12 protein-coding genes are annotated in these 16,917 nt (G+C 34.4%); 11 read left to right on the forward strand and 1 reads right to left on the reverse strand.

The annotated features are described in order from the left end of the window. The first annotated feature begins 153 nt into the window (after positions 1–153). The 3 genes from C7958_RS11245 (at position 154) to C7958_RS11255 (ending at position 5,610) form a co-directional block, all read left to right on the forward strand. Positions 154–1,233 carry an aldose epimerase family protein gene (locus C7958_RS11245; protein WP_111572778.1) on the forward strand — a complete coding sequence of 360 codons (1,080 nt, stop codon included), beginning with the start codon at positions 154–156 and terminating at the stop codon, positions 1,231–1,233. A 191-nt stretch (positions 1,234–1,424) separates the two neighbouring features. Beyond that, positions 1,425–3,410, forward strand: coding sequence for a methyl-accepting chemotaxis protein (locus tag C7958_RS11250; protein ID WP_111572779.1), 1,986 nt, complete (start codon positions 1,425–1,427; stop codon positions 3,408–3,410). Between the two features lie 172 nt (positions 3,411–3,582). After that, positions 3,583–5,610: a methyl-accepting chemotaxis protein gene (locus tag C7958_RS11255; RefSeq protein ID WP_243834334.1), complete on the forward strand. Its 2,028-nt coding sequence runs from the start codon at positions 3,583–3,585 to the stop codon at positions 5,608–5,610. A 196-nt stretch (positions 5,611–5,806) separates the two neighbouring features. Here the strand turns inward: C7958_RS11255 and C7958_RS11260 are convergent, their stop codons facing one another. Continuing rightward, positions 5,807–5,962: a XapX domain-containing protein gene (locus C7958_RS11260; protein ID WP_111572781.1), complete on the reverse strand. Its 156-nt coding sequence runs from the start codon at positions 5,960–5,962 to the stop codon at positions 5,807–5,809. 191 nt (positions 5,963–6,153) lie between these two features. On the opposite strand from C7958_RS11260, the gene C7958_RS11265 reads away from it, so the two are divergent. The 8 genes from C7958_RS11265 (at position 6,154) to C7958_RS11300 (ending at position 16,907) form a co-directional block, all read left to right on the forward strand. Next, positions 6,154–7,185, forward strand: a complete 1,032-nt coding sequence (locus C7958_RS11265) for a LacI family DNA-binding transcriptional regulator (RefSeq protein WP_166668532.1) — start codon at positions 6,154–6,156, stop codon at positions 7,183–7,185. 505 nt (positions 7,186–7,690) lie between these two features. Beyond that, positions 7,691–8,983 carry an ABC transporter substrate-binding protein gene (locus tag C7958_RS11270; RefSeq protein ID WP_111572783.1) on the forward strand — a complete coding sequence of 431 codons (1,293 nt, stop codon included), beginning with the start codon at positions 7,691–7,693 and terminating at the stop codon, positions 8,981–8,983. Positions 8,984–9,098: 115 nt separating this feature from the next. Continuing rightward, a complete protein-coding gene (locus C7958_RS11275) occupies positions 9,099–10,049 on the forward strand; it encodes a carbohydrate ABC transporter permease (RefSeq protein WP_208320759.1) in 951 nt (316 codons plus the stop codon). 3 nt (positions 10,050–10,052) lie between these two features. Continuing rightward, complete coding sequence (locus C7958_RS11280; RefSeq protein WP_111572784.1) at positions 10,053–10,898, forward strand: carbohydrate ABC transporter permease; 846 nt, start codon at positions 10,053–10,055, stop codon at positions 10,896–10,898. Positions 10,899–11,065: 167 nt separating this feature from the next. Continuing rightward, positions 11,066–12,289: a Gfo/Idh/MocA family protein gene (locus C7958_RS11285; RefSeq protein WP_111572785.1), complete on the forward strand. Its 1,224-nt coding sequence runs from the start codon at positions 11,066–11,068 to the stop codon at positions 12,287–12,289. A 16-nt stretch (positions 12,290–12,305) separates the two neighbouring features. Continuing rightward, the gene (locus tag C7958_RS11290; RefSeq protein WP_111572786.1) at positions 12,306–13,619 is read left to right on the forward strand and encodes an oxidoreductase; all 1,314 of its coding nucleotides are present in this window, start codon (positions 12,306–12,308) and stop codon (positions 13,617–13,619) included. Between the two features lie 146 nt (positions 13,620–13,765). After that, the gene (locus C7958_RS11295; protein ID WP_111572787.1) at positions 13,766–15,304 is read left to right on the forward strand and encodes a tagaturonate reductase; all 1,539 of its coding nucleotides are present in this window, start codon (positions 13,766–13,768) and stop codon (positions 15,302–15,304) included. A gap of 79 nt (positions 15,305–15,383) precedes the next feature. Beyond that, positions 15,384–16,907: a tagaturonate epimerase family protein gene (locus C7958_RS11300; RefSeq protein ID WP_111572788.1), complete on the forward strand. Its 1,524-nt coding sequence runs from the start codon at positions 15,384–15,386 to the stop codon at positions 16,905–16,907. The last annotated feature ends 10 nt before the right edge of the window (positions 16,908–16,917 follow it).

Below are 16,917 nucleotides of genomic sequence, written 5' to 3' on the forward strand. Positions count from 1 at the left end.
TTGTTTGTGGTAATTCAATTATATTACAGTTTGGGCCACTATGGGCATTTTTTTATTAAATTTTTAATTAGTTCAAGTTCATTATACAATTAAGCGTTATATATAGGTTAAAATAAAGTTGAATAATAAATAGTAAAAATTGGAGGTTATTTGATGAGTGAGATAAGTATTAGTAAACAGAAATTTGGGAAACTAAAAGATGGAAGAAGTGCAGATTTATATACTCTGGAAAATAAAAATGGAATGAGAGTAGAAATAACAAATTATGGTGGTATTATAGTCAGGCTTTATGTTCCCGACCGTGAAGGGAACTTAGATGATATTGTTCTAGGTTATGACAATTTGGAGCAGTATTTTGATGATACTAATTATTTTGGAGCTTTAATTGGTCGCTATGGCAATAGAATTGCAGAAGGTAAATTGGAGCTTGAAGGCAATACATATCAGCTGGAAATTAATGAAGAACCGGCCGGACATCCCTGCTGTCTGCATGGGGGAGAAGAGGGTTTTGATGCTCAACTCTGGACAGCAAAAGAGACTGAAATTGATGGCGAAAAAGGTCTTAAATTAACACATTTAAGTGAAGATGGTGAGGGTGGTTTTCCTGGTAATTTAAAAGCTGTAGTTTATTATACTCTCAGTGAAGATAATAAATTGCGAGTAGAATATAGAGCCGAAACAGATCAACCGACAGTGGTTAATTTAACTCAGCATAGTTATTTTAATTTAAAAGGACAGGGAGAAGGTAAAATAGAAGACCATCTTATATATATAAATGCAGATCACTTTACTCCTGTTGATGAGGGTGTGATACCTACAGGTGAGATTAGAGAGGTAAAAGATACTCCATTTGATTTTACCGCTATTGGAGAATTAGGAAAAGAAATTGATGCAGATCTTGAACAGTTAAACTTCACCGGTGGCTATGATCATAACTGGGTTTTAAATAGAGAAGGTAAGGGCTTAGAACTTGCTGCAAGAGTTATAGAAACTCACAGCGGCAGGCAGATGGAAGTCTGGACAACCGAGCCAGGGATACAATTTTATAGTGGTAATGGTATTAATCCTAATGGCCCCGGTAAAATGGATAAAGAATATTCAAAACGCGGAGCTCTCTGTCTGGAAACTCAGCATTATCCGGACTCTCCAAATCACGATAATTTCCCCTCTACAGTACTGCGGCCGGGAGAAAAATATAGGACAATAACAGAATTTAATTTCGATTTAATTTAAGATAAATAATTTTAAAAGTAAATTAATAATTTATTATCTTGCAGGAATTCCTTTAGATACAATTATAACTTTTAATTGTATACGGGGATTCCTTTTTCTTTTTATTGAAAAAACTAGTTTTTGTGATATAATTTATTGCAATAAGCAAAAAAAGTAGATAAAGTTAAGCGAGCAGGGAGGAAAATTAAATAATGTTAAAAAAATTATATTCGATCAAAGGGAAAATGCTAATAGCTATTTCAATTTTAGTAGTTTTAATTGCAGGGGGAAGCTCAATAATTTTTTATGATCAATCTGCAGATATTATGGAAGCTTCAATAACTAATAATGCGAAAATCAATGTCCGCCAAAATGCAGATATAGTTCATGAATGGCTTTCGGGAATGACAGTTTTTATTAAAAATTTAGCTGAAAACGATAGTATTCAGAGTATGCTCTGGAGATATCAGCAGCAGCCGTATTTAAGTCGAGTAGAAAATCCAAATATAAATAATTATCTTATCGCTAATCCGGAAGGAGAAGCAAATGTTACAGATGGCAGCACAATAAACATTTCAGATTCCAATTTTTTTAAAGAAGTTATAGAAAAAAAGCAGGTTGCCTATTCCAAACCAGTGATAAATGAAGAAACAGGAGCAGCTTTTTTTCGCATTGCTGCCCCTATTCTGGATAGAAATGAAGAATTACTGGGGGTCATTGCAGCAAGAGTGTCTACAGATTATCTACATAATTTAATTCAGGAAATGGAAATCAATGGACATGGATATGGGTGGATAATTGACCAAAATAAAAACACAATTGTTTATCCCGAAAGTGAGTTTATTGCTAATAAAAGTCTGGCAGAAAGCAGTTCAGAACTGGTGAATATTACTGATAGAATGATAAATGGAGAGCAAAACTATGAGTATTATCAACTAAATGGAGAAGAAAAGGTAATAGCCTATCATCCTATTAGTTTAAATGGGTGGTCTGTAGCTGTCACTGCTGATAGTTCAGGAGTTTTAAGTGCTTTAAGTGTTTTACGAAATATCAGTCTGATGGTTGCTCTGGCCGCTTTAGTTTTGGGAATTATAGTTACTATTGTTATTGCATCATATATTGCCAGTCCACTTAATTATGTTACAGGAGTGGCTCAAAAATTAGCAGTAGGTGATTTCACCTTAGATATTGATGAAAAATATTTAAAGCGTAAGGATGAAATTGGTAAGTTAACAAATTCATTTTCGGAAATGATCACAAATCTTAAGTCAATGATTTTAGATGTCAAAGATGTTTCTGATCGAGTTGCAGCTTCAAGTGAGGAACTTTCGGCAAGTGGAAACCAGGTTGGAGAAAGTGCAGATGAGGTAAGTAAAGCAATCCAGGAAGTTGCTTCTAATACTGAAGAGCAGTCAGCTCAGGTTGAAGAAACTTCTGCCACTATGGACGAATTAATCAAACAAATTACAATGATTAACACTTCTTCTGATGCTATGGATAGACAGTCAGTAGATGTAATGGAAAATATAGAAAAAGGTAATAATTCTATCAAAGAGTCAGTAACAAAAGTTAACAAAGTTAAAAGTAATTCTCAGCAGGTAGAAAATTCTATCCATTCATTAGCTGAATCTTCGAATAGAATTGGAGAAATTGTAAGTTTGATTAAAGATATTTCTTCACAGACAAATTTACTTGCCTTAAATGCAGCAATTGAGGCAGCTAGAGCAGGAGAAGCTGGAAGAGGTTTTTCAGTTGTTGCAGATGAGATAAGAGAACTGGCAGAAGAATCAAATCAGGCCACAGATGAGATAGCAAAGCTGATAGAAGGAATTCAACAGAATGTCAGAAGATCTGTAGAAAATATGGAAGAAACAGGAGAAGTTGTAGATATTAGTGTTAATTCTATAGAAAATAGTGGGAAAATATTTAAAGAGATTGAAAATACCTCTCAGATACTGCGGAATATTATCGATAATATCAATAATAAAGCTGATGAGATGGCTGCCAATAGTGATGATGTAGAAAAAGCCATTAAAGAAATTGCTTCTGCGAGCGAAACAGCAGCAGCCAATGCAGAAGAAGTTGCAGCTTCCAGTCAGGAACAGAATGCAGCTACAGACGAAATTATTACTGCTTCTCAGGAACTGGCAGATATGGCAGAAGAATTATCAGAGTCAATTTCTCGATTTAAATTATAAAGAGTAAAACTTATTTAATAATCGATTAAGCTATAAATTTGCTTTTATTGCTTAAATTTAATAGAATAGGTACAGATTAAGAAAAAAGCAACTTTTTGTTTTATTAAGTCGAATAATGTTGTATTTTCATTTTAAGGTTAATGGATATTTTAAAAATTAATCATTTATAGGGGTGGATATTTTGAAAGATGAAAAAGGATTTTTGTCTTTTTTGAAAAAAATTAAATTAAGTCAGAGTTTAAGTGTTAAAATTATTGCAATAATTTCTCTGGTGATAATACTGGGGATGGGTGGCCTGGGTTATTTAATTAATAATACAGTGACTGAAGAAATTGCTCAGCTGGCTCAGGAAAGAAATAATGGGATTGCTTCAGAGATGGGATCGGAAATATCTTTATTTTTACAGGAAAATAAAGGGGTTATAAATCTTTTAGCAGATCAGACTGTTGTTAAAGATGCCGATGAAGCTGGAATAAATGAACTGCTTCAATCAGTTGCAGATAATTACGATCAGTTTCAAAGTTTATATCTAGGGAAAAATGATGGGGAAATGATAATCGTACCCGATCAGCAGCTTCCTTCTGATTTTGATCCCAGAGATAGACCCTGGTTTCAAAATGCAGAAAATAGTGATCAGGCTGTCTGGACAGATACATATGTTGATGCTGGAAGTGGAAATTTAATTATTTCAGTTGCCAGGAGAGTTTTAGATAATAGTGGTAACCTGGTCGGAGTAATTGCGGGGGACATCTCTCTGGCAGGAATTAGTGAACTCGTGGGAACAACTACTGTCGGAGAAAATGGTTATACATTTCTTATTGACTCTAATTCCAAATTACTTGCCCATCCCGATCAGCAGATGGTTGATGACCGCTTTGATGTTACTCAACTTTTTGATACAGCTGCTGCTTTATCAGGTGAGTCAGGTTTTATTGAGTATGAATATCAGGATGAAGAGAGACTTGCTTCTTACAGACCAATAGAAGAAATAGATGCCGCAGTTTTTGCTCAGATTCCGGCTGCAGAAGCATATAGTGCCAACAGAGAAGTTTTAAGACAGATAATTATACTATCGCTTATTGTACTGCTGGTTCTAATTATTGTAATAGTATTCTATATTACCAGAAACGTAGTGCGTCCAATTGTGCATTACGGAGAACAGATGCGGAAGGTATCTGATGGTGATCTGGATGTAGAATTAGAAATCCAGCGTAAAGATGAATTAGGACATCTGGGACATGTTTTTAATCAAATGATTAGAGATCTAAAAAATCTGGTACACAATATCAAGGATACTTCTGATCAGGTTACAGAGACATCTCTTCATTTAGAAGAAAGTTCCAGAGAAGTTGGCAGTACTTCAGAACAGGTTGCAGTTTCAATCCAGGAGGTTGCTACTGGAGCTGATGAACAGGCTAAAAATGTTGAAGATGTTTCAATAAATATTCAGCAGTTATCGGAAGGGATAGATGAGCTTGACCAGACTAATGAAGAAGTTGAAAAACTAACTGAAAATATGAATCAGGTTACTGAAGAAGGAACAGGAAAAATGAAAGAATTAAGTACCCAGATGAAGGAGATAGTTAAAGCAATGAGAGAAGTTGCTGATGATATTTCTGATTTAGAATCTATCTCACAGGAAATTGGGAGTATTATTGATATAATTAATAATATTTCTGATCAGACCAATCTGTTAGCACTAAATGCAGCTATAGAGGCCGCAAGAGCAGGAGAAGCTGGACGAGGGTTTTCCGTTGTTGCTGATGAAATACGAGAATTAGCAGAAGAATCATCTTCTTCAGCTGATAAAATAAAAAAATTAATTGATGAGGTTACCAAAACAACAGCATCGGTTGGTAAGGAAATGAAAACAAGTGAAAAAGAGATTTTAAATGGAGAAGAACTTGTTGGGTCAGCTAATTTAACTTTCCAGGAAATTAAAAATACTTTATTGAAAATAAACGAAGGAATGAGAAAATCAGCAGAAATTGTAGATAATACCAATCAGTTTAGTAAGGAAATATCTGAAAACGCACAAAACATTGCCGGTATTTCTGAAGAAACCTCTGCTTCCGCAGAAGAAGTTGCAGCTGCCAGTGAAGAGCAGTCAGCTTCTGTAGAAGAGGTTGCATCAATTGCTGATGAATTAGCCAATCGAGCTTCGAATTTAGAAAAACTAATTGAAAAATTTGATGTATAAATTTCAAATATTATATTAATCAAAGAATTTCAAGATAAAAGTCTGCAAAGTTGTAGTGATATAACTGTGCAGGCTTTTTATTTTAAATGGTGAGCTGATTTAATTTAAACTAAAAAGTTTTTCTAAAATTGAAAAAATTAGAATAAAAAATCAAAGGCCTTCTTCATATTAAACTAGAAGAGGGCCTTTTTTCTGATTAAAATATTGTTTTTGTTAACATAAATCCTATATAAATTCCTACTATTCCCATTACACCAGATAATGTTGGAGGAGCAGGAATTGGTAATTTTAGAAAAGAAAAAAGACCGCCTACTATTAATCCAGAAATAGTTGCTAAAAATGCTTGATTCATAATTGATTCTCCTTTATATAAAAATTAAAATTTTGTTAGACGTCAGACAACTGACTCCAGAATCTATTTTATTATATTTTATGTTATTTGTCAAAATTAATTATAATAACGTTTTCCATATTGATTGAAAGCATTATAATTTTATGATAGAATTATGCTTATAAATGATATTATTTTGGAAGGAGTTTATCATGGCTAATAAAGAAGTAACTATCAAAGATGTAGCAAAACTTGCAGAATGTTCGCCAACAACGGTTTCCAGAGTTATAAATAATAGTGATCACCCTGTTAGTAAGGATACTGCAGAAAAGGTTGAAGCTGCAATTGAAAAATTAAATTTTTCACCTAATAGAATTGCTCAGGGATTAAAAAGTGATAAATCAAACATAATTGGGGTAATTGTACATGACATCTGTGATTCATATTTTGCCCAAATGGTTAAGGGGATAGAAGAGTTTATTTCCGGTCATGAGTATATTGTAAACATCTACAATACCAGCCGCAGTGTAGAAAAGGAACTTTATGCAGTTAGTATGTTGAAAGCTAATCGTGCTGATGCTGTTGTATTTGCTGGTGGTGCACTAATGGATAAAGAGTATGAAAAGAAAATGTATTCTATTGTTGAACAATTAAAAGGTCAGGGTACAGTTTTACTTGGTGTAACTCCGCATCCATTTGATATAAACAATATTAGTCTTGGTAATAAAAAAGCAGCTGCAATAATTGCTGATTATCTTGTAGAAAATGGACACCGCAAAATTGCTTTCATTGATGGTCCAGAAAAACTTTATACAAGTTATCTGCGTCGAGAAGGTTTAAAAGAATCTCTGCTCAAACATGATTTGGATCTTGAGGATGAATTAATTTTTCCAGGCGATTTTAGTTTTGAAGGTGGAAGAAAAGCTGCTTTAAAGTTATTGGATAAAATTGATGAGATTACAGCTGTTGTGGGTGCCAATGATGCTACAGCTTTGGGATTAATCTGGGAACTGAATAACCAGGGGATTAAAGTGCCGTCTGATATTTCTGTGGTAGGTATTGATGATTTACCAGAAGCAAAGTATTCCTATCCACCTCTAACAACTATCTCCTTACCAATTCATCAGCTGGGTACTAATATAGGTAAGTATTTATTGGAAAGTTTAACCTCTGATCAAATTACTGATTTAATAAATATCGAAATGCAATTGATAAAGAGAAAATCAGTAAAAAAATTAGGTTGAATAAGGGCTGTTACTTCAGACTTCATATAGGCTTTATGTGAATACCATAATTTAATTACTAAAAATTATTTAAAAAATTGTTTGACAATTAACAGACAATTATTTATAATAGTGTTAGTGAATATAATATTTTTGCTTTTTTATTTCATTCATGGAAATTGTTTTCCAAGACTTAATTATTTGACTTATGAATTCGTCTGGATTTATAGAACTTCTTAATTGAGTACTAATTAAATAAGATTGTTAGTATTTATCAAAAAATTCATAATAATTTTTAATTTGATGGAAAACATTTTCCAAAGTCAAGTTTACAGATAATCTTTAAGGATAAGGCTATAAGACTGTATTTACATTTAATACGTCAAAAAAAGGGGGGACATCAAATTTTCTCTGATCTTTTTGTCAGACTGCAGAAAGATTAATAAGTCTATAAGAAAAGAATTTATTTTTATTACTCAGAAGACGAACAAATTAAGATTCAATTAAATTCCAAGGAGGAAATTAAATGTTTAATAAAAAAACTTTAGCTTTAGTATTAATTTTAACATTTGCGTTATCCTTATCACTTAGTGTGGCTGCAATGGCTCAGGATGAAGAGGTAACTTTACGTTTTGCCTGGTGGGGCTCACAGAGCAGACACGAAAGAACTTTAAGAGTAATTGAAATGTTTGAAGAAGAATATCCGAACATAAAAATTCAGCCAGAATATACTGGTTGGAGTGGCTACTGGGATAAGATGAATGCTCAGGCAGCTGGAGATAACTTACCTGATATTATTCAGCATGTAAGAAAAATGATGGCAAGTTATGTTGAAAACGATCAGCTATTAGCTTTAGATCCTTATATTGAAGATGGAAGTTTAGATGTTAGTAAAATTGGTGAATCTTACCTGGAAATGGGTAGAGCTTATGGGAAGCAGATGAGTCTTGCTACTGGTGTTAATGCTCCTGCAGGTTATTATGATAAAGAGTTATTTGATGCTGCTGGTGTAGACTATCCTTCCCCAGAAGATACATGGGAAGATAGAGCAGAAATGCTCAAAAAGTTACATGAAGAATTAGGAATTTTAGGTGCTGCAACTCCTGCTTCTCAAGAGGAAGGAAATGGTTTTGTTGTCTGGTTAAGACAGCATGGTCAGAATTTTTATAGTGAAGATGGCAAATCTTTAGGTTATGATGATGATCAGTTATTTGTAGATTATATGAACTATGATCTGGAATTAATCGAATCTGGTGCAGTTCAGGATGCTATGCAGAGACAGGAATCTGCCAATGCAATTGAACAGGATCCTGTAACTCAGGGTGAAGCTGCATCTGCAACTAACTACTGGAGTAATCAGTTAGTAGCTATTTCTAATGGTGCTGGCAAACTCCTACATCCTTTCCTATATCCAAGTGCAGAGGGTCAGGTTCGGGAAGGTAGATTTATGAAACCTGCAATGGTTATGACTGCTGCTAGAACTACTGAACATCCCGAAGAAGTTATGACATTCTTAAACTTCTGGTTCAACAATGTTGAAGCTGGTAAGGTAATTGGTACAGATCGTGGAGTACCTACAAATAGTGAAATAAGAACAGCTCTTAAAGCTGATGCTGACGAATATGATCAGGCTGTATTTGATTTTATTGAAGTAGCAGCTGAAAATGCCGGTCCAGTTCTTCCTTTACAGCCACCTGCTGATCCAGAAGTAACTACAGCTTTTGCTGATCAGTACTGGGAAGTAATTTATGGCATGAAAACTCCTGCAGAAGCTGCAGCAGATTTCAGAGAAGAAGCAACAAAATTACTTTCAAGATAAGAAAACTTATTTTAATAGCAAAAGAAAAATAAAATAAGATAAAAATTCTATAAGCTAGTGATTTCTGATGAATCACTAGCTTATAATTTGTACTAACATTTAAGGAGGGAGATTTTTGAATAATAAATTTGGAGCACTAGATTCAGTACGTTCTCTAGATGCTGGAATGAACAAAAAGAAGTGGATTAAAGAAAATTTGACAGGTTATGTATTTATTCTGCCCTGGTTAATTGGTTTTTTGGCTTTTTTAGCTTTTCCTTTACTCAGATCATTATATTATTCTCTGACTGAATATACTATTGTAGGTGATCCCAGCTGGGTAGGACTTCGCAATTATATTGAAATCTTTACTGATGATCCCAAATTCTGGACTTCACTTAAGGTAACTTTTTATTATGTTGTTTTTGCGGTACCTTTAAGGTTGGCAAGTGCTTTAGCTCTGGCTCTTGTTTTTAGAAAGGCAAGACCCTTTACTAATTTTTATCGAGCAGCATATTATGTACCTTCGATTCTAGGTGGAAGTGTTGCTATCTCAGTAATCTGGAGACAGTTATTTTCTTCACAGGGAGCTTTTAATGATTTTCTTGTTGCAATGGGAATTATGGGAGATAGAATTTCCTGGATTGGTCATCCTGATTATGCAATCTGGACAATAATTATTTTAGCTGCCTGGCAGTTTGGTTCACCGATGATCATCTTCCTGGCCGGATTAAAGCAGATTCCTAAAGGATTGTACGAGGCTGCAGAAATTGATGGAGCCGGGAAAATACAGCAGTTTTTCAGTGTGACCTTACCACTTTTAACCCCTGTTATTTTCTTTAATCTGATTATGCAGATGGTTAAGATGTTTATGGTCTTTACTCAGGTTTATATTATTACTGAGGGTGGTCCCTTAAATAGAACCCTGGTTTACGCTGTTTATCTTTATAGAAAAGGTATTTCCAATGGGTATTTAGGTTATGGTTCAGCCCTGGCCTGGATTATACTTGTTTTATTAACCATTGTTACTATCGTTTTATTTAAAACATCCAACAAATGGGTATACTATGAGTCGGAAGGAGAATAATTGATGAATTTAACCTTTAGTCAAAAAGAAAAAATTAAAAATATATTATTTCATGTATTGGTAGGCGGTTTTTGTTTCTTTATGCTTTACCCTTTACTCTGGATGGTAGCTGGCTCATTAAAAACATCAGGTAATGCGTTGAGTGCTACTTTATGGCCTCAAGCAATGCAGTTTAGTAATTTCCTGGAAGGATGGAGAGGTTTTGGAGGAGTTTCGTTTGCAGTGTTTTTTAGAAACTCATTCTTTATTGCTGGTACAGCTACAGTAGGTCAGATTATTTTAGCATCATTTTCTGCTTTTGGTTTTACCAGAACCAGATTTATCGGACAGAAATTCTGGTTTGCAATTATGATCGCAACTGTTTTAGTTCCGGGGCAGATTTTAAGAATTCCTCAATACATAATGTTCAATCAGTGGGGCTGGGTGGGTTCATTTTTACCGGTAATTTTGCCGCAGATGTTACCTGTTCCGTTTTTTACATTTCTGATGGTGCAGTTTGTCAGAGGAATACCGAAAGAACTGGATGAAGCAGCAGAAATTGATGGCTGCAGTAAGTTTGGTATTTTCTTCAAGATTATTTTGCCTAACTTAAAGCCGGTATTAGTTACAGCTGGAATCTTTAGATTTTACTGGTCCTGGAATGATTTTATGACACCATTGTTATATTTGCAGAGTGTTACAAAATATCCTGTATCAATTGCACTTAAAATGTTCTCTGATCCAAATGCGATTACAAACTGGGGAGCAATGTTTGCAATGACATTCCTGTCAATTCTGCCAACTATTATTCTCTTTATATTCTTCCAGAGATATTTAATCGATGGTGTAGCTTTTTCCGGTATTGATTGATCAATATATATTTAACTTAAATAATGTTGAAAATATTATTATTGTTAAAAATATGTTTAGAAATTAGATATTTAATTAGTTACAATGAATTATGTAATCTTAGACACAGTTTTAACACTCCAAATTAAATAATTAAAGAAAGATATAACAAATAGGGGGTAGATTGAATGTCAGAAGTAGGTTTTGCAGTTGTCGGTGTGCGAAATTTTGCTGGAAGTTATCTGCGTAATATAGAAGAATTAGAGGCAGAAGGTAAAATGAAATTGACAGCTGTGGTAGTAAATGATCAGGTGAATAACGCTGATAAAGTAAGAGAATTAAGACATAAGGGTATAGCTATTTTTAGTACTTATGAGAGCTTATTAAAAGAAGGTAAAGCCTGTGTAGATGTTATTGGTTTACCTGTTTCAATTCCGACTCATGCAGAAATGGCAATTAAGGGTATGAAAGCAGGCTACAATATCTTATTAGAAAAGCCACCTGCACCCACAGTACAGGAAATTGATGCAATGATAAGAACTGAAAAAGAAACTGGTAGATTTTGTTCTATAGGTTTTCAGTATATACACTCACATACAATTAGAAAGATCAAGCAGTTTATTTTAGATGGAAAACTGGGTGAACTTAAAGAAATAGCTGCTAAAGGTTTCTGGCCTCGTTTTAAATCATATTATGATCGTAATGAGTGGGCCGGAAAAAGTATAGCAATGGGTCAGCTGGTTTTAGATGGACCAATGCACAATGCATTTGCCCATTATTTAAATAATATGATCTTTATTGCAGGTACTGATATGCATAGTTCTGCTCAGTTAAAAAGAGTAAGAGCTGAATTATATAGAGGCCACAGTTATATAGAGGCTGACGATAATTCCTGTCTGGAAGTTGAAACAACTACAGGTGCGAAAATCTATTTTTATGTAACTCATATTCCAGAGGAAAAACGAGATCCTGTTATGGAAATTGTTGGTTCTAAGGGTAAAATCACCTGGCAGATGAATGAAGAAACAAAAATTGAATTAAATAATGGTGAAGTTATTGAATTTGATAATGAAGGTTTAGATCCTAAAAAAGAGGTTTTCAGAATTGCAGCAGATAAAGATCTTTCTTTAATTGAAGATTTATACTGTACACCTGAAAACACAAGAAATTTTGTAGTAGCAATTAATGGAGCTTATGATTCTGCTCAAAAAGTAAAAGCTGTTCCTCAGGATTTAGTAGAGGAATTTACCAATGATAATGATGAATATCAGACAGTACTACCCGGAATTGATAAATTAATTGACCAGGCATTTGCTGAAAGAAAATTATTATCTGATTTAGATATTGACTGGACAGTTAAAACAGAATGGGTTAATGTAGAGAACTATCCTGGTTTTAATCCGTTTAATTAAGGAAGGATTTGATTAAATGAAAGATCAAAAATTTAATTATAGTTCTCTCAAAGACCTGCGGGCAGATCTGTCTGAGATTGATTTCAAACTGCCTTTAACAGAGAACACAGAAATATTAAGTAAAGAAATTAAAATAGAAAATTCGATTATTCCAAATCGAGTTGCTATTCATCCAATGGAAGGTGCAGATTCAAATCCAGACGGCACCCCTTCGGATTTAACTAGAAGAAGGTATAAACGTTTTGCTAATGGTGGGGCCGGATTGATCTGGATGGAGGCAATAGCGGTAGATGATGCCGGACGAGCAAATAAGAGTCAGCTTTATTTAAAAGAAGATAATTTAGCTGAATTTAAAGATCTGATTGAGTTTATCAATAAAGAGTCCAGAGTCAATCCCTATGTGGTGGCTCAGCTGACTCACTCCGGTCGTTTTGGAGAAAATAACATAATAGCTTTTAGAGATAAAGATCTTGATCCGGTATCAATTGCAGAAAACGATTTCCATATTATCACAGATTCAGAACTTGATCAGCTGCAGCTTAATTATTTAAAGGCTGCAGAATTGGCTGCGGAGGCAGGTTTTGACGCTGTTGACATTAAAAGCTGTCACCGTTATCTGCTGTCATCTCTGCTGGCTGCATTTGATAGAAAAGGTAAATACGGCGGTAGTTATAAAAATAGAACTCGTTTTTTAAGAGAAACGATCAAAAAAGTAAAAGAAAATGTGGATATAGATATTACCGTCCGTTTAAATATTTATGATGCAATACCGGGTGGCTGGGCTACAGATAAAAATGGCGAACCCGAGCTGGGGGAAAGTGCAAAATTGATTAAAGACTTAGAATCACTTGGAGCAAAGATGATAAATGTTACTGCCAGCACTCCCTATTTAAAGCCACATGTTAATCGTCCTTATGATAAGGGAGGCTATAAACCGCCAGAGCATCCACTGCGTGGGGTACAGAGATTACTGGAGCTGACTAAATTTACCAGAGATAACTTAAATCAGACTCTGGTTCTTGGAACAGGATTTAGCTGGCTGCGTCAGTATGGTGCTAATGCAGCAGCTGGAATGATAGCGGCTGGCTGGACAGATCTTGCCGGTTTTGGTCGTCAGGCATTTGCTTATCCTGATTTTGTAAATGATATTTTTGAAAAAGGAGAAATGGATAAATCAAAAGTCTGCATCAGCTGCAGTAAGTGTGCAGAACTTAAAGCAGCAAAAAAGAAAGCTGGCTGTGTAATTAGAGACCAGGAAATTTATCTTCCAATTTATCGAGAACTGCAGCAGGAAAAGAAAGCTGATAAGCTAGAAGCTGTCAGTAATTAAATTAATTTAATGTATTCAAACAATAATTGAGCTAATAATTGAATAAAATGACAAATTACTTTATTGTAATTTGAGTATATTTTTAGTATTATAGATCCGAAGGGTAAAATAGAATTTTATATTTTTAAATTTAAAGGGGGCAAATAATGTCTGAAAATAATTTACCGATGCTAGATCGTGAATATTTAGAATCTGAGCTGCTGGGTACAGAATTAGCTGATTTTCCAGCTGAGGTTCTTGACTATCCAGAAAAAGTTGTACAGATCGGAGAAGGTAATTTTTTAAGAGCCTTTGTTGATTGGATGTTCCATACTATGAATAAAAAAGGAATTTTCAAGGGCAGAACCGTTGTTGTGCAGCCGATTAGAGAAGGTAGAATCTCTAATTTAAATGAACAGGATGGATTATATACTCTCTATTTAAGAGGTATAGAAAATGGGAAAGAAGTTAATAAAAAAGAGATAATGACAGCAATTTCCCGGGGTATTGAATCATATACTCAGTGGGAAGAATATTTAAAACTTGCTGAAAATCCAGCCATAGAATTTGTAGTATCTAATACTACAGAAGCTGGTATTACTTATAATGAAGACGATAAATTGAGTGATACACCTCCAGAATCATATCCTGGTAAACTGACTGCTTATCTTTACCGCCGTTACCAGACTTTTAATGGAGATGCTGATAAGGGTATGGTAATTATTCCGGTTGAATTAATTGATCGTAATGGAGATAATCTAAAACGGATTATCCTGCAGCTGGCGGAAGACTGGAAATTAGAGACCGGATTTTCCGAGTGGATTAAAGAGTCGAATCATTTTCTAAATACACTTGTTGACCGAATTGTAACGGGATATCCTTTCAATGAAATTGATGAACTGGAATCCGAATTGGGTTATCATGATCAGAATCTGGATACTGGAGAGATCTTTCACCTCTGGGTTATTGAAGGTGATGAGAGCTTAAAAGAAAAATTACCATTCCATAAAGCTGGATTGAATGTAAAGTGGGTTGATGATTTAACACCTTACAGAACAACTAAAGTAAGAATTTTAAATGGAGCTCATACTTCAACAGTACCTGTATCCTACTTAGCTGGTATTGATCTGGTTAGAGATGCAGTAAATGATGAGCTTGTAGGTGAATTTATAAATCAGGCAGTTTTTGAAGATATTATTCCAACTCTGGATGCAGATGAGGAAGAATTAGAAGATTTTGCCTCTAAGATTTTTGAACGCTTTAAAAATCCATATATTGACCATAAATGGCTTGATATATCCCTGAATTCAACTTCTAAATTTAAAACAAGAGTATTGCCTTCACTGGTTCAGCATATTGAAGAATATGATAAGGTTCCTGATCGTTTAAGCTTTGCTTTAGCTTCTTTGATTCATTTTTATCACGGAACCAAATTAGCGGAAGGTAAACTTGTTGCATATCGCGATGGAGAAAAATATTTAATTCGTGATGATCAGGATGCACTAAAATACTTTGCTGGACTCTGGACTAAATTTGAAGCCGAAGAACTTAGCCTGGCTGAATTAGGAAAAGATGTGCTGGCAAATAAAAATTTCTGGGATAGAGATTTAAATGAACTTTCTGGTCTGACTGATTCCTTAATTAATAATTTAAAAATGATTAAAAAAGAAGGAATGAAAGAAAGTTTAGAGAAATTAATTAAATAGATAAACATATAATATCCTCACTATTTAAGTGAGGATATTCTTGCTGAATATTGTTTCTCAAACTTAAGGAGGTAATATTATGTCCTGGAAAGATTTTGCGGAAGAACTTGTTGGTACTTCAAAAGAGGCTGTTAAAAAAGTTGCTGAATATGCTGAAGATTATCGGATTTATCCCCGTTCTATTATTAAAGAAGGGAAGTCATTTTATTTTCTGGCTAAAGTTGATCAGAAAAAGAAACTGGTGATTTTGAACAAAAGTAAGAATTTTGAACTTTTTGAAGGTGAAACTGAAGAACTGGCAGGCTTTAAGGCGAAAGTTGCCCCACTAAGCCACTATAATGCAGAAATTTTGAGAGATATATTTCCGTTTGCTGCTCCTCGAGCTTTAGGAAATCAGTCTCCCAGCATTGGACTTGGAGATCGTCTGGGAATTGCAACACCGGGGCATATTAAAGCTGTTAAAGATAGCGATGCTCTACCTGTATTTGCACAGCAGTCGGTAAGAGAACTCAATTTAACCGGTAGAACATTTAAATCGGTACTTGATGATGTTAGCTGGGCAGTTTTTCAGGAAGGATATCAGGATGGATTTGCTGCAGATGCTGATCATTTAAAAGAAAAACCTGATATTGAGAATGCTTTAGAACTTGGATATAGTATGTTAACTTTAGATTGTACAGAATATATCAATGATAATCTTGATCAAATGTCAGATACTGAAATAGAAGAGGCCTATCAGGAAGTACCTGATTATTTAAAAGATGGTCTGGAAGATCAGTATTTAGATAAAACTTTTGTACTCAATTCCGGTTATCAGCTTGAATATAATCAGGATAATTTCAAAAAAATAGTATTAATTTATTACAAGATGCTTGATTTTGCAAAGGAGATTCAGCACCTGATCAAAAAATCAAATAGGGATGTAGACTTTGAAATTTCAATTGATGAGACTTCAACTCCTACTACCCCAGAAGCCCATTTCTTTGTGGCAAATGAATTACAAAGAAATAATATTGATGTTAATTCTCTGGCTCCTCGTTTTGTTGGGGAATTTCAGAAGGGTATTGATTATATTGGTGATCTGGAGCAGTTTGAAAAAGAATTTAAAATTCATGCTGATATTGCAGAACGTTTTGGCTATAAATTAAGTATCCATTCTGGTAGTGATAAATTTAGCGTTTTCCCAATTATTGGACGTCATACTCAGGGGAGAGTGCATGTTAAAACTGCTGGTACTAACTGGTTGGAAGCAATTAGAGTAGTTGCTGAAAACGACCCTTCATTATATCGGGATATTCATGCTTATGCTCTAGAAAAATTCGAAGCAGCTAAAGAATTCTATCATGTGACAACTGATCTTTCACAACTACCGGAGCTGGCACAGCTTAGTGACCAGGAACTGGGAGAGTTGTTAGAAATTGATGAAGTAAGACAGCTGCTGCATATTACCTATGGTTTTATACTTCAGGATAAAAAAGATGGACGTTATATTTTTAGAGACAAATTATATAAATTCTGGGATGAACATGATAAGGAATACCGCCGAGCTTTAGAAAGACATATCGGAAAACATCTGAGCAAACTTGGGTTTTACAAAAAATAATTTATTTTAT

This window comes from Halanaerobium saccharolyticum (assembly GCF_003259895.1).
Classification (GTDB): domain Bacteria; phylum Bacillota; class Halanaerobiia; order Halanaerobiales; family Halanaerobiaceae; genus Halanaerobium; species Halanaerobium saccharolyticum_A.